Raw genomic sequence first — 22,837 nt, 5'->3', positions numbered from 1 at the left:
GCTCCCCTCCGCGGCCGGTTCGGGTCCTACTCGGCCGCCCTGACGTCGATGAGGACCTTCCCCACGGCACCGCCCTCGACCGCCTCGTGCGCCTTCGACGTCTGCTCCAACGGGAAGCGGAGCAGCGGCAGACCGGCCTCCGTACCTGCCCGCAGCGCGCCGGCCGCGACGGCCTCCGAGACGGCGGCCACGCCGTCGCGCATCGCGTCGGCCGGGACGGTGTAGAGGGACAGGCCGTGCCAGTCCAGGTTCCGGCCGAAGGTCGCGCGGAGCGGCAGCCGGAGTTCGTCGCCGCCGTTGTTGGCGTAGAAGGCGATCGTTGCGTTGTTCCTGGTGACCGCCAGGTTCAGTTCGGCGTTGACCGCCGGGGCGACTTCGGCGACGAGGTCGACCCCGTCCGGCGCCAGGTCGAGGATGACCTTGGCGGCGTCCTGCGTACGGTAGTTGACGATGTGGTGGGCGCCGGCGGCCTTCGCCAGGTCGGCCTTCTCCGGGGAACTGATGGTCGTGATGACCGTCGCCCCGGCCCAACGGGCCAGTTGGATCGCCGCGTTGCCGACCGCGCCCGCTCCTCCGGCGATCAGCACGGTCCGTCCGTCAAGCACCCCCGGCGCCAACCGGTCCGGTCCGTCGGCGGCGAGGGTCAGGGCACGGTGGGCTGTGAGCGCCGGGACGCCGAGCGCCGCGCCCAGGTCGTAGCCGGCGTTGTCCGGGAGCGGCACCGCCCGCTCGGCCGGGATGGTCAGGTACTCCTGGGCCGTGCCGCCGTCGGGGCGCCCGGCCGCGGACAGGTACAGCCACACCCGCTCCCCGATCCGCGCGGGGTCGACTCCCGCGCCGACCGCGTCGATCCGGCCCGCACCGTCCTGGTTGGGCACCTGACTCTCGCCGTCCCCGAGCTGACCGGACACCCCTGCCCGGACCTTCCAGTCGGTGGGGTTGACCCCGGAGACATGGACCTCGACCCGGACCTCGCCGGGACCGGGGTCGGGGACGGGGCGCTCCTCCACCTTCAGAACTTCGGAGTCGCCGTTGCTGCTGTACACGATGGCCTTCATGTTCTGGCCAATCACTACTGGACTTGTCGTATTCCCGGTGGGCGGGAAAGGAGACGGTGGGCGGGAAGGGAGACCGTCCGCGTTCAGCCGATCCGGCTTCGCAGCCACGTCATGATCTCCGGGGTCACCGGGTCGACGACGTCGGCCGTCTCCTCCTCGCGCTTCTTGACGTACTTGGCCCAGTAGGGGCAGACGGGAACCACCCGCTTGCCGGCGGCGCGGACGTCGGCCAGGGCCTCGGTCACCAGGTTCGAGGCCAGGCCCTGTCCGGCGAAGCGGTCGTCGACCTCGGTGTGGAAGAAGACCCGTTGCTCGTCGCGGTCGCGGTACTCGGTGAGACCGGCCTGTTCGCCGTCGACCGTGATGACGTAGCGCTGCCCGTCGGGGCGGTGTTCGACGACCGGAGTGGTGGCGGATGTCATGGTTCTTTTCTCCTTGTGCCGTGCGGGACGGCCTTGAGTCTTGAGTCTTGGGCCTTGGTGTGTCGGGGCGTAAGCGGATTGGCGTGTTGGCGTATTGGTGTGCTGGTGTGTTCCCGGGGCCGTCAGTGCGGCGAGCGGTTGCCGCGTGCCTTCAGCCTGCTGTTGGGCAGTTCGGGGGCCGGCAGGCGGTTTCCGGGGTAGCCGGACACCGTGCCGAAGCGTTCCGCGCCGGCCTCCCAGTCCGCCCGGGCCGCGACGATGTCCTCGTGGCTCCGGCCGATGAAGTTCCACCACATCACGATCTCTTCGCCGAACGGTGTACCGCCCAGCAGCAGAAGCCGCGTCGGGCCGCTCGCGTCGTTGGTGAGGGTGATCGTGTCTCCGCCCGGGGCCAGGTAGCCGAGCTCCGCGTGCGGTACGAGGGTGTCCTCGACCCGGACGGCCCCTTCGTCGACCAGGACCCCGTGTTCGAAGGCCGGGTCCACCGCGAGGGTGACGTGCGCGCCCGGTTCGAGCACGAGTTCCGCGCCGAGCAGCGGGGAGTACGTGGGGACCGGGGAGGTGTCTCCGGCCAGCGTGCCGAGGAAGACCCTGGCCTCCCCTCCGTCCAGGGCGATGGTGGCGGGGGCGTGGTACCGGAAGGCGGGCGCGACGTCGCGGTGCGCGTCCGGGAGCGCGATCCAGAGCTGGATACCGCGCAGGACGGTGGCGTCCGGGGTGGACACCTCGGAGTGGCTGATGCCGCGCCCGGCGGTCATCAGGTTCAGCTCGCCGGGTCGCACCATGGCGTGCGTGCCGAGGCTGTCGCGATGCTCGATCTCGCCGTTGAACAGCCAACTCGCCGTCTGCAGGCCGATGTGCGGATGCGGCGCGACATCCATTCCGCCGGTGGCGGTGACGTCGTCGCGCCCGTAGTGGTCGGCGAAGCACCACGCACCGATCAGGCCCCGTTCCCGCTGGGGAAGGGTGCGCCGTACGGTCATCGCCCGCGGGCCGCCGAGTGGCACCTCGCGGGCCGACAGCAGCTCCACCCGCCTGGTGTCGGCGGTCTTCTGATGTGGCGTCACCGGCGTGCGGTGGTTCTCGACCGGCGTCTGCTCGTGTGCGGCCATGGCGCTCCTCCCCCTTTGTGGATCTTCCCCGTAGCAAGGTGATTGAACAGTAAACTATATTGGCGTAGGTCGCCACTGCCGACCGGCATCGGCGGCCACGAACGAGGGAGGGCTCCACAGTGAGCAGCACAGCAGCGACCACCACGGGCACGCAGGACCGGCGCCGGGTCTTCATCGACAAGCAGTCACCGGACGCGTACCGGGCCTTCCGGCACGCCGCCGAGACGGTTCGCGCCGAGGCCGCCGCGGCCGGCCTGGAGCCCGCCCTGCTGGAGTTGATCAACGTACGCGTGTCCCAGATCAACGGGTGCGCCTTCTGCCTCAACACGCACACCCGTGCCGCCCTGCACGCCGGTGAATCACCGCTGCGCCTGGGGGTGCTGCCGGGATGGCGGGACACCGAGGTGTTCACCGACCGGGAGCGGGCGGCGCTCGGCCTGGCCGAGGCGGTCACGCACCCGGATGACGCCGCCGCTCAGGAGTCGGCGTACGCCGCGGCCCGGGAGGTGTTCGACGACGCCGAGATCTCCGCCGCGATCTGGGCGTCGATCTCCATCAACGCCTTCAACCGGGTCTCCATCCTCAGCAAGCACCCCGTGCGCCGGGCCGCCATGCCGAACCCGGCGGTCCAGTGACCTAGCCGACCAAGCCGCAGCAAGGTCGAGGGCTGACCACGACGACTCCGGCGGGCGGCCAGGGCAGAAGAGAGCGCCCTCTTACTGCCATTGGGCACCCGTTACTGCCCTTGGGCATCCGTTACTGCCATTGGGCATCCTCACGGTCCAGATCGTCGATCGGGCCGAGGATCGTCCATCCCGGCTTCAGCGACCGGGTGCTCCGGAACTCGCGGTCGTCCGCGTACTCCTCCGCGTCCGTGTCCTCGGAGGCGTGCATGATCGTGTAGCGCGGGGGGTCGTTGCCGTAGAAGCGGAAGAACGTGCGCCCCTTGTCCTTCGACTGGCGGACGATCACGTCGACGCCCCACAACGCCCTGTACGCCGCCTGGTCCTCGGCAGACGTCGGCTTACAGGATTCGGGCCGTCCGGCGTCACGCACGCAGATCACCGCCGGGATCCAGGTGATCCGTTCGGCCCGCGGGTGGGCGGCCGCCAGCTCCCGCATCCGGTCGTCGGCCTTGGCGAAGGCCGACGACCGGCGGTCGAACTCCGTCTGGAGCTTGTCGAACCGCCCGTCGTCGTACCCGCTGCCGAAGTGTGCCTCCAGCAGTCCGAGGACGACGACCCGCCAGGCCAGGAACAGCGCCGCCGCCACGATCAGCGCGACGAGCAGAACCCGGCCCGGCGAGCGCCGCCATCGGCGACGCTCCAACTCGAGGGCGTCAGAACGAACCATTGATGGGTATCTCGACGTCCGCCACCGCGATCGGCGGGGCGTACTTCCCCTCGAATCGCTCATAGTGCTGCAGCGTAAACCAGTCGATGAAGCCGTAGTTCGTGATCTCGTCGTCGGGGTCGAGGCCGAAGTGGTCGTAGGAGTGGAACAGCAGTTTCCCGGAGAAGGTGTTTCCGCTGACCTTGTAGTCCTTCAGCCGGATCGTCTGCCCGTGGAACTGGTGGATGGCGATGGAGAGCGCACGCTGGTTGGCGTCGAAGAGGGAGAAGTCGTAGACCGGGTACTGCACACCTTCCCGGGAGAACGTCTGGTAGAGCAGGTTCTGGTTCAGGTCGTCCTGGAGCTGGAACTGCGCCGTCCCGCCCTTGTTGTCCTTGATGGACTGGACGATGAGCTCCTTGGCCTTGTCCGTGTACGTCTTCTCCTGCGGTGACGCCGCGACCGCCCGGGACAGGGCGCTGCCGGAGCCGACCTGCTGGAACCGGGCGGGGTCGTAGTCGTCGTCCACCGAGACGGAGCCCGCGCTCTCCCCGTTGTGGCCGAAGCGGAAGGCGTTGCGCAGGTCGTCCACCGTCTGCTGATTGTCGCTGTCCGCGCCGGCCTTGCCGAAGTTCATGATGTCGTTGAACTCTCCCCACATCAGGAACTCGGGGGTGATCGAGGCGTTCCAGAAGTCCCAGCTGAGATCGGTCAGTTCGTCCCAGTTGTAGTCGTTGAACGTCAGGTCGTCCGCCACCAGCCGACTCGGGGGCACCTGGAAGTCGTCGGGGTTGGGCTCCTTGCGCCGGCCCTCCCGGTTCGCCGACTGGTGGATCAGCATGTCCGACTCGTCGAAGACCAGCGGGTGTTGGTCGGCACGGTCCCGGGAACCGTCCCCGTCCGTGTCCGTCTTCAGCGGGTTCGAGGTCAGCTTGGCGTAGGTGAGCTGCTTGGTCCCCTGTTGCGTCCCCTGCTTCGTACCGGACAGCTTGTCCGTGACGACCTGGACCTCCTTGCCGTCCTTGACCGAGTCACCGTCCGAATCCGGGTTCTTGGGGTCCATCGCGCCCACCGGCACACCATTGCCCTGGACGAGGTTCCCGGCGCGCATCGCCTTCTCGTCGCCGTCGCTGATGCCGTCGTTGTCGGTGTCCTTCGACGAGCCCTGTTCCTGGGCGGAATCCTTACGGACGGTTTGGTCGATGTGCTCCCACACCTTGTCGAAGGCCCGGCTGTCGAGCACCGTGTACTTGGAGAAGTCGCTGGTGGTGGCCGTGATCGTGTCGCCGTCGAGCCGCTGGTCCGCGAGCTTGATCAGGCGCTGGGACTTCTCGTCGTAGCCGTAGACGGCCGGCTTGAAGTCCGATCCGGCCTGCTTCGAGGCGGCCTTGTCGACCTTGAAGGAGATCTTCGCCGCGTCGAATTCGCCGTCGATCGCGAACTCGTAGCCGTTGCCCACGTAGCCCGGAGTGGACTTCGGGAACTGCTGCTGATCGGCCGGGAGCTTGGTGACCGAGAACGTCGACACCTGCTTGGGACTCAGTCCCTTGATCGTGGCCGAGGCCGTGGTGGCTCCGCCGTCCGCGGACCGTGTCACGTCGAACGAGGACTCCGCAGCACGTGGGTCGGACCCGATCCGTGTCTCCTGGCCGTCCTCCACGCCGTCGCCGTCGGTGTCGGGGTTGGCCGGGCTCGTGTGCCGGGTCAGCTCCTTGCCGTCGGCCAGTCCGTCCGCGTCGGTGTCCGCCCGCCCGGGTGAGGTCTTGAGCTGCACCTCGCGCAGGTTCGACACCTTGTCGCCGTCCGGGTCCTCCTTGCCGTCACGGACGCCGTCGCCGTCGCTGTCCGCCTTCAACGGGTCGCTGCGGTTGCCCAGTTCGAAGAAGTCGGCCAGGCCGTCGTGGTCCGTGTCCTTGCTCTTCGGGTCGAGCTTGGCGCGCTGCTCCATGTCGTCCGGGAGCCCGTCGCCGTCGGTGTCCTTCGTCGGCCGCGCCCCGTCCTTCGCGAAGCTCGTCCAGGCCGGGGTGTGTGCCGTACCGCCGGCCTTCGCGCGGTACCAAAGGGTCGAGGTCGTACCCGGCTCGATCACCTTGTTCGCCACGTCGTTCTGGATCGTTGTGCGCTCGCCCTGCTGGGCACCATCCAGCTTCGCCGACTCGGTGGCCGTGATCCTGTCCGGCAGTTCGAACGTCAGGGACCAGTCGGTGATGTCTCGCTTGGAGACGTTCTTGATCTGGAGCTCCGCGATGTAGGAGCCCTCGGTCGACTTGTCGCGCAACTCCTTCGGAACCTTGCCCCACTGCGGATCGTCCGCCGCGAGCTGCCGATAGGAGACGTCGACCGCCTTGTCCCGGTAGATCGTCTTCCCGGGAGGTGTGTCCTCGTCGTTGCCCGCGATCGCGGGTGCCGCGGTTCCGAGCAGGAGTAATAAGGCACTGAGTGGCATTGTGACGCGTCTGCGCATGGTCTTCCCCCAAGTGTCCACACTTACCAGGCGTCGCGAAGTAGCCCCCGTTTCACGGCACTTCGCCAGTCGAACGCAGAAGCTAGCAGGGGTCGATGACGGAACTTTGGCTTCCATGAGGGGAAGTTGAGGACGCTGGGTGGATCGTTAAGTTCCGTTCCTGGTGATTTGGTGGTGGCGCCTGGTGAGGGAGAGCTCGATTTCGACCCTTGACGACCGCCGTTCACGACGTTGAGTCGAGCCCCCGCTACGAGGCGTCACCCGCCCACTGATAGAACGGCACATGCCACTTACGGCAACCACACACTCACGGGGAACAACGGGGAACTGATGAACAACACGCACGTCCTGTCCGTCCGCCGCACCGCCACCGCGCTCGCCTGCGCCGCCGCCCTGGTGTCGCTGACGGCCTGCAACAGCGGTTCGGACAAGGCCGCGGACGCCGACAGCAAGGCGTCGACCGCCGCGGACAAGCCGGCCAAGGCCGACGCCAAGCCGAACGGCGCCGACAAGCTCGCCGCCACCGAACTGCGCGCCAAGGGCCTGGAGACGAAGGCCGCCGCAGGTTCGGTCCACGAGGTCATGTCGCGCTCGGACGCCAAGTCCGACCTCCGGCTTTCCGCCACGGAGTGCACCGGCACGGTCGACCTCACGGACATGGGCACCTTCGAAATCATCCGCAAGGGCAACGACGTCTGGGTCAAGGTCGACTCCAAGTTCGTCTCCTGGGCCAAGAAGAACGATGCCGGCACCATCCAGGCCGAGCAGTGGATGCACGGCTCACCGACCGCCTCGCTCACGAAGGCGCTCGTCAGCTACTGCCACGTCGAGCAGTTCGGCCAGCAGGAGAAGAGCTCCCTCAAGCTGGAGAAGGGTGACGCCGCGGAGGTGGCGGGGCAGCCCGTCGCCACGGTCGTCGCCAAGGGCACGGACCCGAGCAAGAAGGCCACGTTCAGCATCGCGACCACGGGCAAGCCCTACCTGCTGCGGCAGGAGGTGCCGTACAGCAACGGGACCGGCATGCAGACCATCACGTGGTCCGACTTCGGCACGTCCGTCGGCGCGAAGGCGCCGACCGGAAAGATCGTGACTGCCCCGAAGATCTGATCTCTACGGCGGGGCCGGGCGGTCCAACCACCCGGCCCCAGAAAGCCGTACAGAGCGCGAGACACCAACGCGCACAGGGCGGTGTGTGCGCGTCAGCTGAATCAGTTGAACACGACGGTGTTGGTGTCCGGTTCGCCGACCGGCAGCATCGTCGCCTGGCCGGTCGCACCCTTGAAGTCACCCGTGCCCCCGGTCACCGCGGAGTGGGTGGGGCGGGGCATGGTGTCCTCGTCCTTCTGGATGGGCTTGAAGGCCTGGGTGAAGATCTCACCCCTCCCCTCGATGACGTAGGCGCCGGAGCACAGCGCACCCACCGTCGTCTTCCCGGGCGCCGCCGTGGTGCAGTCGTAGTAGAACCGCCCCACCACGTCTCCCGAGGCATCGAGGAGACGGGCGTCGCCGTCGAACTGCTGCCCCTCGCTGCCGCTGGGCTGCTCGTCCTCGTAACCGAAGTCCACGGTCATGGTGGGCAGTGGCTCCGGGCCGCCCAGAGCCACCGCGGGGGCAGCCAGGGCGCCCACCGCCACAGTGAGCGAAGCGGACGCGAGTCCGAGTGACCGTCCGAGTAGGCGGATGGATGTCATGAACGATCCTCTCCATCGAGTCGCGTGCGGGCAGTCCCGCACGATGGATACGCACGGTAGTCGAATGACTTCTTTGTGCGACACACGTCGTCCGGCGTGCCCGAAATCGCTGTCGTGACGGGGCGACCGGCGAGACGGAGAGGGCGGCCCATGACCTCGTGACGCTCAGCCGGATTCCCTCACACCGATCGCCGCGGTGGGACACATGGCCGCCGCTTCGCGTACGGCAGCGTGGTGCTCGGAGCCGGGTTCGGGGGTCAGGAGGGTCACGATGCCGTCCTCGTCGCGCTGGTCGAATACCTCCGGCGCGGACAGGACGCAGGCACCGGCGCCACAGCACTTGTCCTGGTCGACGGTGAGTTTCACGGTCCGTCTCCTCTACGGGGATATCGGGGTTGTCGGGGCTACAGGTCCAGGGGTCCAGGGGGCACCAGCTGACTCACCAGCTGACGGGGACTTCGCTCAGGCCTCCCACCAGGAGGCCCTCCGTCTTGCGGAGTTCGGCGGCGGGGACGGCGAGGCGCAGGGTGGGGACGCGGGACAGCAGGACCTCCAGGACGACCTGGAGTTCGGTGCGGGCCAGTGCCTGGCCGAGGCAGGAGTGCGGTCCCACGCCGAAGGTGAGGTGGGGGTTCGGGGTGCGGGCGAGATCCATGGCGTCGGCGCCGGTGAAGGCGCGCTCGTCGCGGTTGGCGGCCGGCATGCTGCACACGACCGTGCTGCCCGCCGGGACGACCTGCCCGCCGACCTCGGCATCCTCGCCGAGGTAACGGCGCAGCCCGAAGCCGAGGTTGCTGTCGAAGCGCAGGGACTCCTCGACGGCGGTGCGCACCAGCGACGGGTCGGCCAGCAGGCTCTCCCAGCGGCCGCGGTCGTCGAGCAGCAGGGAGACCATCTTGCCGATCGAGTTGGCGGTGGTCTCGTGGCCGGCGACGAGCAGGCCCATGCCGGTGGACACGAGTTCGTCGTCGCTCAGGCCACCGCCTTCGCTCTCGCTCCCCGCGCCGCCCGCCTCCGCGCTCTGCGTGATGAGGACGCTGAGGAGGTCGTCGGCGGGTTCGGCGCGCTTGGCGGCGATGTGTGCGGACATGTAGGCGACGAACTCCGCCTGGGCGGTACGGATTTCGTCGGCGCTGTAGCGGGTGACGCTGAGGAAGCTGTCGGACCAGCCGGAGAAGCGGTCCCGGTCCTCCGCGGGCACCCCGAGGAGGTCGCAGATGACGTAGACGGGGAACGGGAAGCCGAGGCTCGCCCGCAGGTCGGCGGGGGCGCCATCGGCGAGCATGGCGTCCACGAGACCCTCGGCGAGGCGGATCATGGCGGGGCGCAGGGCGGTCATCCGCTTGGCGGTGAAGTAGCGGCCCACCTGACGGCGCCAACGCTGGTGCGGTTCGCCCTTGGTGGGGTGCGCGACGGCGGAACTACCGGTGGCGGCGGCTCCCCCGGCGCCCTCGGGCGCCATGCGGGCGGCGTTGTCCTCCTCCGTGGGGCGGACGAACCGGGGGTCGGCGAGCAGGCCCCGGACGTCGTCGTACCGGGTCAGATAGACGGCCGTGTCACCGCTGGGCAGCGTGGCGTGGGCGACGGGGCACCGGGCGCGCAACTCCTCCCATACGGCGGGCGGTTCGAGCGGGGTGTCTCCCGACAGCGGCAGGCTGACGGGCGGTTGGGCGTAGGCGTGTTCGGCCTGGTCGGTCATGGTGCGGCTCCTCGTGGGGTGGAGGCGGCGGCAGGTGTCCACGGTGGCGAAAGGGCCTGCACAATGCACCGTTCAACAAGAGTGCATCATGCACCGTCTGTGCATGATGCACTCTCTATGTATGACGCACAACCGTCACATCCCCGAGCGGCACCCCGCGTCGTGGCCGCACCGAGCCGACCCCGCGGATCAGCCGCCGCTGACCGGTGCGAGGCGCAAGAAGGCGGCGTCGGGGGCGTCCTGAAGCAGGGCGTGGTGGAGGGTGCGGGTTTCCGGTGAGGGCACGGTGCCGAGTTCGTCGGCGAGGCGGGCGTCGAGCTCGCGGTAGGCCTTGAGCGCGTCATTGCGCCGGCCGGCGGCGTACAGGGATCGCATCAACTGGGCGTGCAGTCCCTCGTGGTAGGGGTTGCGGTCGGCCAGGGTGGTGGCACGGCACACGGCCTGGTTCTTCTTGCCGGTACGCAGAAAGGTGTCGACCAGGATCTCTTCGCCGTGCAGCCGGGCCTCGTCCAGGAAGCGGGCCAGCGGGCGCAGTTGAGGGCCCTTCAGTACATCTTCGAGGATGTCTCCCTGGCACATCGACAAGGCCCGCGCGAGCGTGGTTTCGGCCTCCCCGTAGTCTCCGCGCGCGGCGGCGCTCTCGCCCTGCTCCAGGAGAGCCTGGAACTCGGCGCCGTCCCAGCAGGATGCGGGAAGGTGCAGGGTGTAGCTCCCGGCGTCGGTGGTGAGCAGGGACGCGGCAACGGTCTCGGCGGGCAGGCCGAGTTCCTTGGCGAAGAGCCGCCGCAGGGCACTGATGTAGGTCTGCAGGGCGGTCTTCGCCGTGCGCGGCACCTCGTTGGGCCACAGTTCGGATGTCAGCGCGGTGGTGGTCACCCGCCGGCCGACGTTCATCAGGAGCAGGCAGAGCACCTGGCGCTGCTTCGCCGCGGTCGGTGCGGCCTCGCGGCCGTGCACGGTCATCGAGAGCGGGCCCAGGATGCGGAATCGCAGGGCCTCGGTCTCGATGCTCACTCTGGTCTCGGAAGCGTGGTGCTCAGTCACTGCGGTCACTGCAGTCCCCCTCAGGAGCCGTACCGGGCAGCGCTCCGCCCTCGGAGACAGAGCGCTGCCCGGATGCCTTTGTGCACACGGTGGCGGCGTACGCACAGAAAACATAATAGCCGTTCTCATGTTGTACGCCGAGTGAGTGCCTCCTCACACGAGCCACTGTTGACGACTCCTTGATGCTTCAGTCGCTGCTTTGACGCTTCAGCCGTTCATGCCGGGGATCAGGATTCCGTCGCGGTCGCGAACGTGCGCCACGAGATCGGGGTCGTCGCCCACGCAGCCGGGAAGCCCGGCCGCCGCCAGCATCGGCAGGTCGGACGCGTGGTCTCCGTAGGCGGCGGCGTGTTCGGCGGGGACGTCGAGTTCGGCGAGCAACCGCTGCACGGCTCGCCCCTTCTCCTCCGCGATCAGGGGCCTGGCGAGGTGGCCGGTGTACTTTCCCCGGCTCACTTCGGGCGTGCTGCAGATCAGTTGGTCCGCGCCGAGCAGACGCGCGGCCGGCTGGAGCGCGGGAGCGAACGAACCGGAGACGAGGACGATGTGCGCGCCGTTGTCCTGGTGCGTTTGCAGTTGCGTGACTCCGGGAGCGTGCAGGACCCCGCGCTCCAACTCCTCGGCGAACCAGGCGCGCCCCTGGGCGAAGACGTCCGTGAGGGACTGTCCGGCGTAGAGCCGGTAGTACTCGCGGTTCGTCTGCGCCCGGGGGACCCCAGCGGCCGAGCGTCGGCGCAGGGTCTGCGCGGCCTCTTCGTAAGCCGTGTCCGGCAGGCCGCGGGCGCGCAGATGGAACCTCAGGAACCGGAACATGCTCTTGACGGTCAACAGGGTCTCGTCGACGTCGAAGAAGGCGACCCGGATATGGCCGACGTCCCGGCTCTGTGCGGTGTCCGCGGGCGCGGTCACTTGGCGTTCTCGCAGCCGGGGTCCTCCGCGGGCTCGGAGAAGTCGGCCCCCTTCGGCAGGACATCGGTGATGTACAGGACCACCGGCTCGCTGCCGCGGTTGGTGCCGAAGTGCACCTCGTCGGGACCGGTGGGCTCCACGAGCGCGTCGCCCGGTCCGAGGCTGCGCTCCGAGCAGTCGCTGCCGTTGACGCGGACCATGGTGCCGGAGTGGATGACGGCGATCTCCTCGCCGGTGTGGAAGTGCCAACCGGTGCTGGCACCCGGCGGGATGACGGCCTTGCGGTAGACGAGGTGGCGGGAGCCGTCCGCCTTGATGGTGAAGGGCTGCCCGGTGTCACCTTCGGAGAGGGTCTCGCTGGTGACGGGGTCACTAGCGGCGGTGGTCTGCGCGTAGGCCACGCTGCCGGCGGTCACCAGCAGGGCTCCGGCAGCGGCGGCGACAAGTGCCTTGCGACTGCGGCGGATCGAGGGGAGCGAGCGGAACGAGTACACGAGGGAACCTCCTGGGGCTGGGCGATTGTTGGGGATTCGAGGGCTTCACGCCGCTGCGGGGAACTGCGCCCGGTCGAGGAACGCACGAACACTCCGTCCCGGGCTTTTGCGGCCCAAGTGCCCTGCGGCGACCGCCTCTTGGAGCAGCACGGAAGGAGCGGTGCGCGCGTCGTCCGCCGAGCACAACTGGTCGAGTACGGCCAGGGCGACATCGGCGCCGACCGTCTCCAGGAGGCGTACGGGTCCCAGGGGCAGCCCCATGACGCTCTTGGCCAGGGTGTCCAGCTGTGCCGGGTCGGAGCCGAAGGACCGCACCTGTTCGAGGACGTCGTCGAGGTAGGGGAAGAGGAGCGCGTTCACCAGGAAGCCGGGGCGGTCCGCGCAGCGCACCGGGACCTTGCCGAGTCCCTCAACGAGTTGTCGGGCACGGTCGGTTGTCCGGACCGATGTGGTGTCGGCGGGGACGAGTTCGACCAGTCCCATGTGCCGTACGGGGTTGAAGAAGTGCAGGCCCACGACGTGCTCGGGCCGGCCGGAAGCGGCGGCGAGTTCGTGGACGGACAGGCTGGATGTGGTGGTGGCCAGGAGCGTCCCGGCGGGGCAGATCCCGCCGATGCGGGCGAAGAGTTCACTCTTGACCGTCGGGTCCTCGACCACCGCCTCTATGACGACCTGCGCGTCTGCGAGTACATCCTCCTCGCAGCCGACTCCGAGGAGCGCGGTCGCGGTGGTGAGGTCGTCGCCCGACAGGGTCTGCTCCAGGGCGAAGGTCACGCTCTCCTGGGCCCGTTGGGCGGAGCGCGTGGAGCGGGCCAGCAGGCTGGTGGGATGTCCGGAGCGGACCAGGGCCTCGGCGATGCCGCACGCCATGGTTCCCGAGCCGACGACCACGACGCGTTCGCGGTCGGTGCCGACTTCCTCGCCATGCGACGCCGTCCGCGTCGCGGGGGCAGTGCCCGGCAGTCGTCCGGTCGGCAGTGTGGAGGCTGGGGCCCAGCGGGGCCCGTGCGCCTGCGCCACCACGGCGAGCGCCTGACGCACCGTCTCGGGGCCCAACTGGGCGGCGAGTTGGAGCGGTCCCGTGCTCCAGCCGCAGCCGAGGCGCATGGCGGTGTCGATGGAGGCGGCGTCCGCGCGGCCTTCCTGCAGAAGCTGCATGGCGCGGTCGAGCAGGCGCAGGAACGGGGCCGTGCTGTGCCCGCCCGCGCTGTCCGCCACGAGGTGCGGGGTGATGCCCGCGGCCTGGAGGGTCTCGGTGAGAAGGTCCCGGGAGGCCTGTGAGGTGTGCGATGAGGCGGTCAGTTCCACGGCCTTCATCAGGTCGGGGCGGGGCACGCGCAGGATCATCAGGTCCTCGGCCCCCGGAACGCGCAGGTCCCCGAGCGAAGGTCCCAGGCAGGCGACGGCGAGCGCGGAACCGGCGGCCCGGCGGGCGGCGGTCCGGGCCAACTGAAGGCGTAGGGCGGCCGGTTCCTCGCCGGTGGCCAGGATGACGACGTCGGCCTGCGCCAGGTCGTCGAGGTTCCCGCTGCGGTGCGGTGTTCCGCTGTCGGGCCGTGTCCGCGGTGGGGTGTCCTCCTCGGGTGTGATCAGGATCGTGTCCGCTCCGCCCGTGTGCAGGGCATGAGCGAGGGCTTCGGCCGTCGCGGTGGTGCCGACGACGGCGGCACTGCGGGCGATGGGCATGGGCCGGCCTCCTCAGTAGCGGCTGCCGACGGCGGCGGGGACCGCGTCGAGCAGGGCGAGGTCGTCGCTGTCCAGTGCCAGGTCGGCGGATTCGAGGTTCTCCTTCAGATAGCCGGGGTTCTTGGTGCCCGGTACGGGGATGACGTGCGCCCCCTGGGCGAGGGTCCAGGCCAGGGCCACCTGGGCGGGCGTGGCGCCGTTGCGGCCGGCGACCTGGCGGGTGGCCTCGACGATGCGCAGGTTGGCTTCGTGGGCCAGTCCGGCGAAGCGGGGGCTGGTGGCCCTGAAGTCGCCCTGCTCGTACGAGTCGGGGGTGTAGGCGCCGGTGAGGAATCCGCGGCCGAGCGGGGCGTAGGGCACGAAGGCGGCCCCGTGGTCGGCGCACCAGCGCAGCGTTCCGGTGTGCGGGTCGAGGGGGTCGCGGGTCCACAGGGACAGCTCCGACTGGACGGCCGCCACCGGGTGGACGGCGTGCGCGCGGCCGGCCTCGGCGGCGGTGACCTCGCTCAGGCCGAGGGCGCGCAGCTTCCCCTCGGCGACGAGCAGGGAGAGTTCGCCCCAGCTGTCCTCCAGGGGCACCGCGGTGTCGATGCGGTGGAGGTAGTACAGGTCGATCGCCTCCACCCCCAGCCGTGTCAGGGATGCCTCGACGGCGGCCCGCAGGTGGGCGGGGCTGCCGTCGCGGTGCATGTCACGGCGGGCCAGATCGTCCACGACCAGGCCGCCCTTGGTGGCCACGACGGTGTCCTCGCTGCGTCCGCGCAGGGCGGCGCCGACGAGCCGTTCGTTGTGGCCGTCGCCGTACACGTCGGCGGTGTCGATCAGGCGCACCCCGGCGTCCAGGGCGGCGTGGATGACCTGGGTGGAGCGCCGGTCGTCGCGCTGGGACTCGGCGTAACCCCAGCTCATTCCCATGCAACCGAGGCCGATGTCGGTGGTGCGGCGGCCCGCGGCGTCGAGGAGAGGGTGTGCGGTCGGTGTGGTGCCCATGGCGGTTTCGCTTCCGTGTGGGGGGTGGTTCGTGGGACGGGTGCGGCGGGAACGGCTCGCGCGGTTCCCGCCGCGGTGTGCTTGGGCGGCTTTCGCCGCGGTGCGCTCAGACGGTTCCCGCCGCGGTGCGGTCAAGCAGTCAGGCGGCTTTCAGTACGAGCGCGGCGTTGTGGCCCCCGAAGCCGAGCGAGGTGCTCATCGCGAGCTCCATGCGTGCCGGGCGGGCCTGCCCGGTGACCACGTCGATGTCGACCTCGGGGTCGAGCCGCTCCACGTTCGCCGTGGGCGGCACGGTCTGGTGGTGCAGCGCGAGGGCGGTGTAGGCGGCTTCGATGGCGCCCGCGGCGGCCAGGGTGTGGCCGGTGACGCCCTTGGTGGAGGCGACGGCGGGGCCCGTGCCGAAGACCTTGCGCAGCGCGCGGGCCTCGGTGCTGTCGTTGAGCGGGGTGGAGGTGCCGTGCGCGTTGACGTGCCCGATCTCGTCGGGCAGTGCGCCGGCGTCGCGCAGGGCGTCCTGTGCTGCGCGGATGAGGCCCTGTCCCTCGGGGTGGGGCTGGGTGGCGTGGTGGGCGTCGCTGGAGGCGCCGAAGCCGACGAGGTCCGCGTAGGCGGACGCGCCTCGGGCGCGGGCGTGGCCGGGTCCCTCGAGCACCAGGACCGCGGCGCCTTCGCCGGGCACGAATCCGTCGCGGTGGACGCAGAAAGGGCGCGAGGCCCGCTGCGGGTCCTCGCGGCGTTCGGAGAGCGCGCCCATGCGGGACAGGCCGGTCACGGTGGCGGGCGTGAGCGCCGCCTCGGTGCCACCGGCGAGCACGATGTCGCACAGGCCCGAGGCGAGCAGGGAGCGGCCCACCCCCAGGGCCGTGGCTCCGGAGGCGCAGGCGGTCGCGGTGACCAGGCTCGGGCCGAGGATGCCGAGGTCCATCGCCACGTATCCGGCGACCATGTTGACCATGGACTTCGGCACGGTGAGCGCGGAGACGTCGTCGGGCCCGTCCTCGTAGAAACGGCGGGTCTGTTCCTCCATGGTGTGTGTGCCGCCCAGGGAGTTGCCCAGGACGACGCCGACCCGGGCCCCGTCCCAGGTCCGGGTGTCCAGGCCGGCGTCCTTGACGGCCTGGCGGGCGGCGACCATGGCGAACCGCGTGAAGGGGTCGAGCCGCCAGGCGGTGCGCCGACCCAGCAGGGCGTCGGCGTCGAAGCCGGGGACCCGACAGGAGAAGTCGGTTGGCAGTCCGGCCAGTTGCGGGTCGTGGGCCGCGGCGGAGCGGCCGGCGGCGACGGCCGACCAGTTGTTCTCGAGGCCGATACCGGCCGGGGTGACCAGGCCTATGCCGGTGATGGAGGCCGCGGCGCTCACGCGGTCTCCTTGGAGGCGACGACTTCGACGGCCGTCTCAAGGGTGTGGCTGGGCTTCAACTCGCCCTCCAGGAGCACGATCCCCATGTCCTTGCGCAGGATCAGGCCGAGCTCGACCAGGACGAGGGAGTCGATCTCCAGCTCGTCGAAGGTGACACCGGAACGCAGCTCCTCCTCCGGCAGGCCGAAGTGCTCGGCGATCAGGGCGGCGACGCGGTCGGTGAGGCTGGCGGTGGGGGTGGGGGCGGTCATGACAGGTTCTCCTTGTCGTCGGTTCTTTCGGTGAAGTGCGCGCCCTCTTCGGTGAGGCTCGCGCCCTTGGGTTCGGGCGCGTCGACCGCGAGGTCGAGGCGGGGCCAGATCAGGGCGGCGGAGCCCCAGGTGACTCCCCCGCCGAAGCCGGTGAGGGCCACCCGGTGGCCCGGTCGCAGGTTCCCGTCGGCGTCGGCGTCGGCCAGGGCGAGCGGGATGGAGGCCGCCACGGTGTTGCCGACCTCGTCGAGGTTGGTGACGACCTGCCGCTCCTCCAGGTCGAGTTGGCCGCCCACGGCACGCAGAATGCGGAGGTTGGCCTGGTGGGCGACGAGCCGGTCGAGTTGTGCGCTCCCCCAGCCGGTGCGGTCGAGGACGGTGCGCACCGAGTCGCTCATGTGCACGACGGCCTCGGTGAACACGGCGCGGCCCTGCATGGTGAAGTAGCGGTTCCAGTCCGCCTCGTTTCCGGTACGCAGCGAGCGTTCGCGCGCGCCCCCGCCGGGGACGGTGATCAGCTCGTGTCCCGCGCCGTCGCTGTGCAGGTCGAAGGCGAGCAGGGCGCCGGGCTCGGTGTCCTCGCCCGCGCGCAGCACCACGGCGCCCGCGCCGTCGCCGAAGATGGCGCGGGTGGTGCGGTCGGCCGGGTCGAGGATGGTCGAGAAGGTGTCCGCTCCAATGACGAGGGCGCTGCGCGCGCAGCCGGCGACGATCATCGACGCGGCCGTGGCCAGTGCGTAGATGAAGCCGGTGCACACGGCGGCCACGTCGAAGGCAGCCACGGTGCCGAGCCCGAGCCGGTGGGCGACCTGCGGGGCTGTGGCCGGGCACGGTTGGTCGGGCGTGCTGGTGGCCAGGACCACCAGGTCGACCTTCGGCCCGGGGACGTCGGCGCCCGCGGCGGTCCGCCGTGCCGACTCCAGGGCCCTGCGGCCGGCTTCGGCGGCAAGGTCCGACGTGGCCAGGCCCGGTCCCGCGATACGGCGCCGGGCGATGCCGGTGCGGGTGCGGATCCAGTCGTCCGAGGTGTCCAGGTCCCGTGCGAGCTGGTCGTTGTCCACGACCGTGGGCGGCACCCACGCGCCGAGGCCGCACAGGACCGCAGCCCTGCTCACTGGGCGCCTCCTCGGGTGTCTCCTTGGGTGTCTCCTTGTGACGCGGCGGCCGCGACGCCCATTTCGGTGACACTCTCGGTTCCCGCCCTGCCGCTGTGCGGGCGCGGCCCGACGACGGCGCGGGTCTCGCGCAGGGCGGTGCGCACCGCGACGGGTTCGGCTTCGGTCAGGGCCGCGATGTGTCCGTCCGGGCGGACCACGGCGGCCAGTGGCCGGGTGCCGAGGAGGGGCGCGAAGCCGGGGCGGGCGGAGATGTCCTGCACGGGAACCGTGGGCGGCAGCCCGGCGCGCACGGCGTCGGCCTGCCGTATCCAGGCACCGTCCTGGCGGGTTCCGGCCCACAGCAGGACGGAGGGGCGGGCCGCATCGATCACCGGCCAGCCGCCGAGCTCGGTGGCTGGCGCCGGCGTCTCCCGGCCGCGCGGGTGGTGGCTGAAGACGGGCAGCCGGTCGCCGGCGCGCACCTTGCGGGTCACTCCCGGCAGGGTGTCGCGCAGGGATTCGGCGGGCCGGTACGTGACGTCGTGCTGGGCCATCAGCGGCGCCCCGAAGCGCTGCAGCAGGCCGGAGCGCTGGGCGAGGCGCACGGCGCCGTCGCGGACGGCGATCTGACGCCTGCGGCGGAAGAGGCCCCAGCTGGTCTGCTTGGCGGTGGTGAGCACCACGCGCTCCGCGGCCAGCCGGCGTTCGGTGTCGTAGGTGTCGAGGATGCCCGGCTCCAGGGTGCCGTCGATGACTCCGGCCAGCTTCCAACCGAGGTTGACGGCGTCCTGGATGCCGGTGTTCATGCCCTGGGCCCCGGCGGCGCTGAAGATGTGCCCGGCGTCGCCGGCGAGGAAGACGCGGCCCTCGCGCAGGGTCTCGGCCACCCGGCGCCGGGCGCGGAAGATGGTGGTCCAGTCGAGGGTGCCGATGGCGCCGGGGCGTGGTGCCCGCTCGTCCATCACCTGCTGGAACAGGGCGCGCGGCGGGGCGTCCTGGCGGTTCCAGCCGGGGACGCTGACGGCGAGGCGGAATCGGCCTTCGCCGAAGGGCGCGAGGCCCAGGGCGCCGCTGCGGGTGTAGCAGTACAGCAGCTCGTTGTGGTGCAGGTCGCCGTCGATGGGCCCGTCGCCGATGGCGAAGAGCACGTCCTCGCCGGAGCCGAGGAACTCGATGCCGGCGAGGCGGCGCACGGTGCTGTGGGCGCCGTCGGCGCCGATCACCCAGGAGGCTTCGATGTGTTCGCTGCCCGAGGCGTCGGGCCACTCGACCTCGACGACGGGGCGGCGGTGGATGTCCTGGACCGCGGTGACGCGCCCCTGCTCGACCTTGCCGCCCAGCGCCTCCACCCGGGCGCGCACGACGTCCTCGGTACGGCTCTGCGGGATCACGGCGCCGAACGGGAAGGGGGTCTCGGCCAGCCTGCTCATCTCGATGGAGCCGAGCAGGCGCCGCTGGGAGAAGTAGGTGACCGCGTCGAGGCGGTTGGCGGCCTCGGCGAGGGGTTCGGCGGCGCCGATCCGGTCGAGCAGTTCGAGGCTGCGGGGCCACACCACGATGGCGCGCGAGTGCAGTGAGGAGCCGGGCGGGGTGCCGTCGATGATGCGTACCGGAACGTCGCGGCTGAGGAGTTCGGCGGCGAGCACGAGCCCCACGGGGCCGGCTCCGACGATGACGACGGGCGCGCCGGGCGGTGCCTGTTCCAGCAGGCTGTCGGACGGGGTGGGTGCGGACATGAAGTGGCCTTTCACGACGGGTCGGTCTGTTCGGTGGGGCGCTGCACGACGAGCGCGCTCCAGGTGAAGCCGGCTCCGGCGCTGAGCACGACGGCGTACTCGCCCGGGAGGAGCCCTTGCGGGTGGGAGGGGTCGGACAGGGCCGCCAGGTTCGACAGGGCGTCCCCGGCGCCGAGGTGTCCGGTCCCCGCGCCCAGGTCCACGGCCGGGGCGCCGGTCACTTCGGCGACGGCCTTGCCGTAGATGTCGCGTGCCGTGGCCGCGCCCAGGCGGGGCAGCAGGACGCTGCGCGGGCCGCTATCGGTGCAGGCCCCCGGCCGGTCGGCGGCCTGGGCGAGGGCGGCGGCGAGCACTTCGGTGGTGCACCGCCGCAGCCGGGCCACGAAGGCGTCCCGGCTCGTGCCGCTCAGGTAGGCCTTCTTCGTGCGGCGTACGTCGACGGGCCCGAGTTCGCCCGCGGCGGCATGGAAGCGGTCGCGGCCGCGGTGCACGACTTCCAGGTCCGGCTGGGCGCGGGTGACCAGGGCGCGCAGTTGCAGGGACCGTTCCGGTGGAACTGTTCCGGGGGTGGCGGCGCGGCCCAGGACGGCGGCGGTGGCGCCGTCGCCGTACCAGACCCCGTAGTCGCCCGCCCAGCGGTCGAAGCCGGGTGCGACGAAGCGGTCTGCGGTGGTGACCAGGGCGCAGGCGGGTGGTGCGGTGACGGCGAGGCGGGCGACGGCCGCTTCGAGGGCGGCCGCGCCCCCGTTGCACATCTGCTGGATGCCGACGGGGACGGCGTGCCGGGCGCCCAGGCGCGCGGCGACGTAGTGGGCCGGGGACCAGAAGTCGTGGCCCTGGTAGTAGGTCCAGGCGTGGTGGACGGAGCCCAGCCGCGCGGGATCCACCTGGGCGCGTTCCAGGGCCGCGAGTCCGGCTTCGGCCGCCATCTGCGGTGCGGACAGGTCCTCCGAGCACGGCAGGTAGGAGTACCCCATGGCCGCGATCTCCTCGGCGGTGACCTGCCCGAGGAGCAGGGCGTCCTGGGGGGTCCGGGAGGTGGCCGGGAGCCACTCGGCGGCGGCGATCCAGGTGCCGCGGGGGATGTCGATCACGGCTGCCTCCTTTGGGGTGCGGCGCGGGCGGTGGTGGTGTGCAGCACGCCGCGGGCGCACAGGGCTCCGTCCTGGAGGAACTCGACGTGGTGGGTGGTCAGTCGGGGCAGTGCGGAGGCCAGGGCGTCGTCCCCTGCGTAGGGGCCGCTGTGCCGCACATGGGCGGTCAGCGGCGCGTCCAGCTCGGCGTAGCGGCTGAAGGAGAAGTCGAAGCCCGCCACGGTGGTGTGGGCCGCGGATGTGCCGTGCAGTTCGGCCCCGGTGAACAGGCACAACTGCCGGGCGGCCTCCATCAGGACCATGCCGGGCACGTGGTCCTGGGCGTGGTCGAACATGCTGCGGTTGTCCAGCGGGGCGCACACACGCGCCGAAGTGCCCTGCCCGTCCACGGTGATGTCGTCGAGGACGACGTTGTGGCGGTCGGTGCGGCCGACCCAGTGCGGGGCCAGGGAGCTGGTGGTGCGGGGCAGCGCGGCGAAGTCGGGAAGCGGTCTGCCACGGCCGCTCTCACGCACGGCGGCGTACACATCGGAGGGGATGTAGCCGACCTCGATGCGGACCTGTCCTACGTTGTGGTCCCACACCCCCACGTCGGCGGCGAAGGTGAGACGGCGCGGGGAGCCCGCGGGGCCCTGGGCGCCTGATGTCGTCACCGCCACCGAGACCTCGGCGGGACGTTGCGTATCAGGGGCGGTCAGTAGGCCCGGCAGCGCCATGGTCCAGCGGCGCAGCAGGAATTGGCGGTCCTCGCCCACACCGGCGACCGCGTGCCCGCCCCAGGTCTCGGCCTGGCGCACGCACTCGAGGAGGAGCAGCGGGTCGGGGCAGTCGAGGCGGGTGAGGTGGTCGCCGTAGTACGGGTGCTTCCACGGCAGTTGGGCCGCGGCGCGGTAGCCGCCGTCGTCGGTGTGGTGCACATCGGTGAGGAAGACCTCGGACAGTGCCCAGCGGTGCAGGATGCGGCGGTCGACGGTGCGGGTGAAGGACAGCTCCGCCTGTTCGCCGCGGTGCGGGGCCGACGGTGCGGACAGGGTCGGGGGCACGGGATTTCCTTTCGTCGGAGCGGGCGGTCAGGCGGACCGGGGCAGCGGGGAACGCCAGGGGCGCGGGTGCGGTGGTCCGGCGAAAGTCCGCGGTGTTTCGAATTCCTCGGCCAGGCCCATCAACGCCCGAATTCTCGCGGCGTGGGAATTCCTCAGTCCGGCCCGCGCGGCCCGCTCCGTGTGGTTCATGCGTCCCTCCCGATGGGGCCGAGTCCGTTGCTCGGCCGACACCAGGAGTCTCACTGGGGCGCACCAAAGAATCACTAAAGCCGCCGAATACGAGGCGGGGGGAATTGCGCTTTAGCGATCCTTGAGCGCCGCTTTAGAAAGCGGTCGTGAACATGTTAGGGCGACCGCCGAACGAAGGAGCAGGGAAGAAGAAGATGGCTGCAAATGAAGCGTCTCCGGCAGCGCGCACGGCCGCGCTGTTTCCGGGGCAGGGGGTGCAGCGTCCGGGCCTGGGCGCCCCCTGGTCCACCAGCCGCGCCTGGGAGTTGGTCGAGGAGGTGTCGCAGGCGGCGGACCTGGACGTGGCACACCTGCTACTGGAGGCCGACGCGGACCACCTGGCTCGCACGGACCGGGCCCAACTCGCCGTGTTCACCGCCTCGTTGCTGTCGTGGCGGAGCCTGGAGGACGTCGCGGATTTCGCGTCGGACACCTACGTTCACGCCGGGCACAGCCTGGGCGAGTACACGGCCCTCGTCGCCGCGGGCGCCCTGAGCGCGTACGACGGCGCCCGGCTTGTGGCGGCGAGGGGTCGGGCCATGGCGCGTGCCGCGCGGTCGGAGCCGGGTGCCATGGCGGCCGTGACCGCCGGGCAGGCGGCGACGGAAGTGCTGGTCGCCGAGGTACGGGTGGATCACCCGGCGCTGTGGCTCGCCAACTTCAACGGTCCCCGGCAGACCGTGGTGGCCGGGGCGCCCGATGCGGTGGAGGCGCTGGGGCGGCGCGCCGAGATCCTCGGTGTCGCCTGTACCCGGCTCGCGGTCTCCGCGGCCTGCCACACCCCCTTGATGGGGCCGGCCGCCGAGGAGCTCGCCCAGGCCCTGGAGTCGGTCGAGTTCGCACCCGTACACGCGCCGGTCGTGGCCAACGTGGACGCGGCCGTGCACACGCGGGGCGCCGACTGGCCGGCACTGTGCCTCGCGCAATTGACCGGCCCGGTGCACTGGCACGGCGTGCTCGGCACCCTGCGCGACACGGCCGGCTGCGCCCGGCTCCTCGACGTCGGTCCCGGCCGCACGATGGCCGGGCTCGCGCGCCGCGCCGTCCCCGAACTCGCCGTCCAGCGCGCGGATCAGCTGCTTCCCTCCCCCGTCTGACCCGGCGCGCGCTCACACCCTTCCCGTACC

The 22,837-nt window shown here is 70.9% G+C and carries 22 protein-coding genes; 3 read left to right on the top strand and 19 right to left on the bottom strand.

What is annotated here, in order from left to right; translation table 11 throughout:
- Positions 1 to 26: 26 nt before the first annotated feature.
- The 3 genes from OHA73_RS40395 to OHA73_RS40385 all read right to left on the bottom strand — a co-directional run bounded on the left by OHA73_RS40395 (position 27) and on the right by OHA73_RS40385 (position 2,592).
- Positions 27 to 1,058 (bottom strand): NADPH:quinone reductase, encoded by a 1,032-nt coding sequence (locus OHA73_RS40395; protein WP_327657715.1) that lies wholly within the window; start codon positions 1,056 to 1,058, stop codon positions 27 to 29.
- An 83-nt stretch (positions 1,059 to 1,141) separates the two neighbouring features.
- Entirely contained in the window at positions 1,142 to 1,480 is a 339-nt protein-coding gene (locus OHA73_RS40390; RefSeq protein ID WP_327657714.1) for a GNAT family N-acetyltransferase, read from the bottom strand.
- Between the two features lie 122 nt (positions 1,481 to 1,602).
- A complete protein-coding gene (locus OHA73_RS40385; protein ID WP_327657713.1) occupies positions 1,603 to 2,592 on the bottom strand; it encodes a pirin family protein in 990 nt (329 codons plus the stop codon).
- Between the two features lie 119 nt (positions 2,593 to 2,711).
- On the opposite strand from OHA73_RS40385, the gene OHA73_RS40380 reads away from it, so the two are divergent.
- A complete protein-coding gene (locus OHA73_RS40380; protein WP_266723769.1) occupies positions 2,712 to 3,227 on the top strand; it encodes a carboxymuconolactone decarboxylase family protein in 516 nt (171 codons plus the stop codon).
- A 121-nt stretch (positions 3,228 to 3,348) separates the two neighbouring features.
- Here OHA73_RS40380 and OHA73_RS40375 read toward each other — a convergent pair whose 3' ends face one another.
- Positions 3,349 to 3,945 carry a hypothetical protein gene (locus tag OHA73_RS40375; RefSeq protein WP_327657712.1) on the bottom strand — a complete coding sequence of 199 codons (597 nt, stop codon included), beginning with the start codon at positions 3,943 to 3,945 and terminating at the stop codon, positions 3,349 to 3,351.
- A complete protein-coding gene (locus tag OHA73_RS40370) occupies positions 3,932 to 6,370 on the bottom strand; it encodes a DUF3289 family protein (protein WP_327657711.1) in 2,439 nt (812 codons plus the stop codon). Before OHA73_RS40370 ends, OHA73_RS40375 begins: the two co-directional genes overlap by 14 nt.
- A 348-nt stretch (positions 6,371 to 6,718) precedes the next feature.
- Between OHA73_RS40370 and OHA73_RS40365 the strand changes: the two genes are divergently transcribed.
- Positions 6,719 to 7,495 carry a hypothetical protein gene (locus tag OHA73_RS40365; protein WP_267067799.1) on the top strand — a complete coding sequence of 259 codons (777 nt, stop codon included), beginning with the start codon at positions 6,719 to 6,721 and terminating at the stop codon, positions 7,493 to 7,495.
- Between the two features lie 101 nt (positions 7,496 to 7,596).
- Here OHA73_RS40365 and OHA73_RS40360 read toward each other — a convergent pair whose 3' ends face one another.
- The 14 genes from OHA73_RS40360 to OHA73_RS40295 all read right to left on the bottom strand — a co-directional run bounded on the left by OHA73_RS40360 (position 7,597) and on the right by OHA73_RS40295 (position 21,482).
- On the bottom strand, positions 7,597 to 8,079 hold the full coding sequence (locus OHA73_RS40360; protein WP_327657710.1) for a hypothetical protein: 483 nt from the start codon (positions 8,077 to 8,079) through the stop codon (positions 7,597 to 7,599).
- Positions 8,080 to 8,244: 165 nt separating this feature from the next.
- Positions 8,245 to 8,445: a ferredoxin gene (locus tag OHA73_RS40355; RefSeq protein ID WP_266723759.1), complete on the bottom strand. Its 201-nt coding sequence runs from the start codon at positions 8,443 to 8,445 to the stop codon at positions 8,245 to 8,247.
- 73 nt (positions 8,446 to 8,518) lie between these two features.
- Complete coding sequence (locus tag OHA73_RS40350) at positions 8,519 to 9,778, bottom strand: cytochrome P450 (protein ID WP_327657709.1); 1,260 nt, start codon at positions 9,776 to 9,778, stop codon at positions 8,519 to 8,521.
- A gap of 189 nt (positions 9,779 to 9,967) precedes the next feature.
- Positions 9,968 to 10,792 carry an AfsR/SARP family transcriptional regulator gene (locus OHA73_RS40345; RefSeq protein WP_327657708.1) on the bottom strand — a complete coding sequence of 275 codons (825 nt, stop codon included), beginning with the start codon at positions 10,790 to 10,792 and terminating at the stop codon, positions 9,968 to 9,970.
- Positions 10,793 to 11,029: 237 nt separating this feature from the next.
- Positions 11,030 to 11,731, bottom strand: a complete 702-nt coding sequence (locus OHA73_RS40340; RefSeq protein WP_327657707.1) for an HAD family hydrolase — start codon at positions 11,729 to 11,731, stop codon at positions 11,030 to 11,032.
- Positions 11,728 to 12,225, bottom strand: coding sequence for a cupin domain-containing protein (locus tag OHA73_RS40335; RefSeq protein WP_327657706.1), 498 nt, complete (start codon positions 12,223 to 12,225; stop codon positions 11,728 to 11,730). The genes OHA73_RS40340 and OHA73_RS40335 overlap by 4 nt, the downstream gene beginning before the upstream one ends.
- A gap of 45 nt (positions 12,226 to 12,270) precedes the next feature.
- Positions 12,271 to 13,911: a 3-hydroxyacyl-CoA dehydrogenase NAD-binding domain-containing protein gene (locus tag OHA73_RS40330; RefSeq protein WP_327657705.1), complete on the bottom strand. Its 1,641-nt coding sequence runs from the start codon at positions 13,909 to 13,911 to the stop codon at positions 12,271 to 12,273.
- Positions 13,912 to 13,923: 12 nt separating this feature from the next.
- Positions 13,924 to 14,901, bottom strand: coding sequence for an aldo/keto reductase (locus OHA73_RS40325; RefSeq protein ID WP_327657704.1), 978 nt, complete (start codon positions 14,899 to 14,901; stop codon positions 13,924 to 13,926).
- 139 nt (positions 14,902 to 15,040) lie between these two features.
- Complete coding sequence (locus OHA73_RS40320; protein WP_327657703.1) at positions 15,041 to 16,261, bottom strand: beta-ketoacyl-[acyl-carrier-protein] synthase family protein; 1,221 nt, start codon at positions 16,259 to 16,261, stop codon at positions 15,041 to 15,043.
- A complete protein-coding gene (locus tag OHA73_RS40315; RefSeq protein ID WP_327657702.1) occupies positions 16,258 to 16,512 on the bottom strand; it encodes an acyl carrier protein in 255 nt (84 codons plus the stop codon). Before OHA73_RS40315 ends, OHA73_RS40320 begins: the two co-directional genes overlap by 4 nt.
- A complete protein-coding gene (locus OHA73_RS40310; protein WP_327657701.1) occupies positions 16,509 to 17,627 on the bottom strand; it encodes a beta-ketoacyl-ACP synthase III in 1,119 nt (372 codons plus the stop codon). The genes OHA73_RS40315 and OHA73_RS40310 overlap by 4 nt, the downstream gene beginning before the upstream one ends.
- On the bottom strand, positions 17,624 to 19,345 hold the full coding sequence (locus OHA73_RS40305) for an FAD-dependent oxidoreductase (RefSeq protein ID WP_327657700.1): 1,722 nt from the start codon (positions 19,343 to 19,345) through the stop codon (positions 17,624 to 17,626). Before OHA73_RS40305 ends, OHA73_RS40310 begins: the two co-directional genes overlap by 4 nt.
- Positions 19,346 to 19,356: 11 nt before the next feature.
- Positions 19,357 to 20,439: a 3-oxoacyl-ACP synthase gene (locus OHA73_RS40300; protein WP_327657699.1), complete on the bottom strand. Its 1,083-nt coding sequence runs from the start codon at positions 20,437 to 20,439 to the stop codon at positions 19,357 to 19,359.
- Positions 20,436 to 21,482 carry an AfsA-related hotdog domain-containing protein gene (locus tag OHA73_RS40295; protein WP_267067811.1) on the bottom strand — a complete coding sequence of 349 codons (1,047 nt, stop codon included), beginning with the start codon at positions 21,480 to 21,482 and terminating at the stop codon, positions 20,436 to 20,438. Before OHA73_RS40295 ends, OHA73_RS40300 begins: the two co-directional genes overlap by 4 nt.
- A 383-nt stretch (positions 21,483 to 21,865) precedes the next feature.
- On the opposite strand from OHA73_RS40295, the gene OHA73_RS40290 reads away from it, so the two are divergent.
- Entirely contained in the window at positions 21,866 to 22,807 is a 942-nt protein-coding gene (locus tag OHA73_RS40290) for an ACP S-malonyltransferase (protein WP_327657698.1), read from the top strand.
- The last annotated feature ends 30 nt before the right edge of the window (positions 22,808 to 22,837 follow it).

It is taken from the genome of Streptomyces sp. NBC_00483, from assembly GCF_036013745.1.
In the GTDB taxonomy this organism is placed as follows: domain Bacteria; phylum Actinomycetota; class Actinomycetes; order Streptomycetales; family Streptomycetaceae; genus Streptomyces.
The sequence above is the reverse complement of the archived record's forward strand: the minus strand, read 5'-3'. Positions and strand labels throughout refer to the sequence as shown.

Bases quoted from the DNA above. Each gene is read 5' to 3' on its own strand.
- OHA73_RS40290 (WP_327657698.1), top strand. From the start codon at position 21,866: ATGGCTGCAAATGAAGCGTCTCCGGCAGCGCGCACGGCCGCGCTGTTT.
- OHA73_RS40365 (WP_267067799.1), top strand. From the start codon at position 6,719: ATGAACAACACGCACGTCCTGTCCGTCCGCCGCACCGCCACCGCGCTC.
- OHA73_RS40325 (WP_327657704.1), bottom strand. From the start codon at position 14,901: ATGGGCACCACACCGACCGCACACCCTCTCCTCGACGCCGCGGGCCGC.
- OHA73_RS40360 (WP_327657710.1), bottom strand. From the start codon at position 8,079: ATGACATCCATCCGCCTACTCGGACGGTCACTCGGACTCGCGTCCGCT.
- OHA73_RS40395 (WP_327657715.1), bottom strand. From the start codon at position 1,058: ATGAAGGCCATCGTGTACAGCAGCAACGGCGACTCCGAAGTTCTGAAG.
- OHA73_RS40390 (WP_327657714.1), bottom strand. From the start codon at position 1,480: ATGACATCCGCCACCACTCCGGTCGTCGAACACCGCCCCGACGGGCAG.
- OHA73_RS40305 (WP_327657700.1), bottom strand. From the start codon at position 19,345: ATGTCCGCACCCACCCCGTCCGACAGCCTGCTGGAACAGGCACCGCCC.
- OHA73_RS40385 (WP_327657713.1), bottom strand. From the start codon at position 2,592: ATGGCCGCACACGAGCAGACGCCGGTCGAGAACCACCGCACGCCGGTG.
- OHA73_RS40330 (WP_327657705.1), bottom strand. From the start codon at position 13,911: ATGCCCATCGCCCGCAGTGCCGCCGTCGTCGGCACCACCGCGACGGCC.
- OHA73_RS40375 (WP_327657712.1), bottom strand. From the start codon at position 3,945: ATGGTTCGTTCTGACGCCCTCGAGTTGGAGCGTCGCCGATGGCGGCGC.
- OHA73_RS40315 (WP_327657702.1), bottom strand. From the start codon at position 16,512: ATGACCGCCCCCACCCCCACCGCCAGCCTCACCGACCGCGTCGCCGCC.
- OHA73_RS40370 (WP_327657711.1), bottom strand. From the start codon at position 6,370: ATGCCACTCAGTGCCTTATTACTCCTGCTCGGAACCGCGGCACCCGCG.
- OHA73_RS40350 (WP_327657709.1), bottom strand. From the start codon at position 9,778: ATGACCGACCAGGCCGAACACGCCTACGCCCAACCGCCCGTCAGCCTG.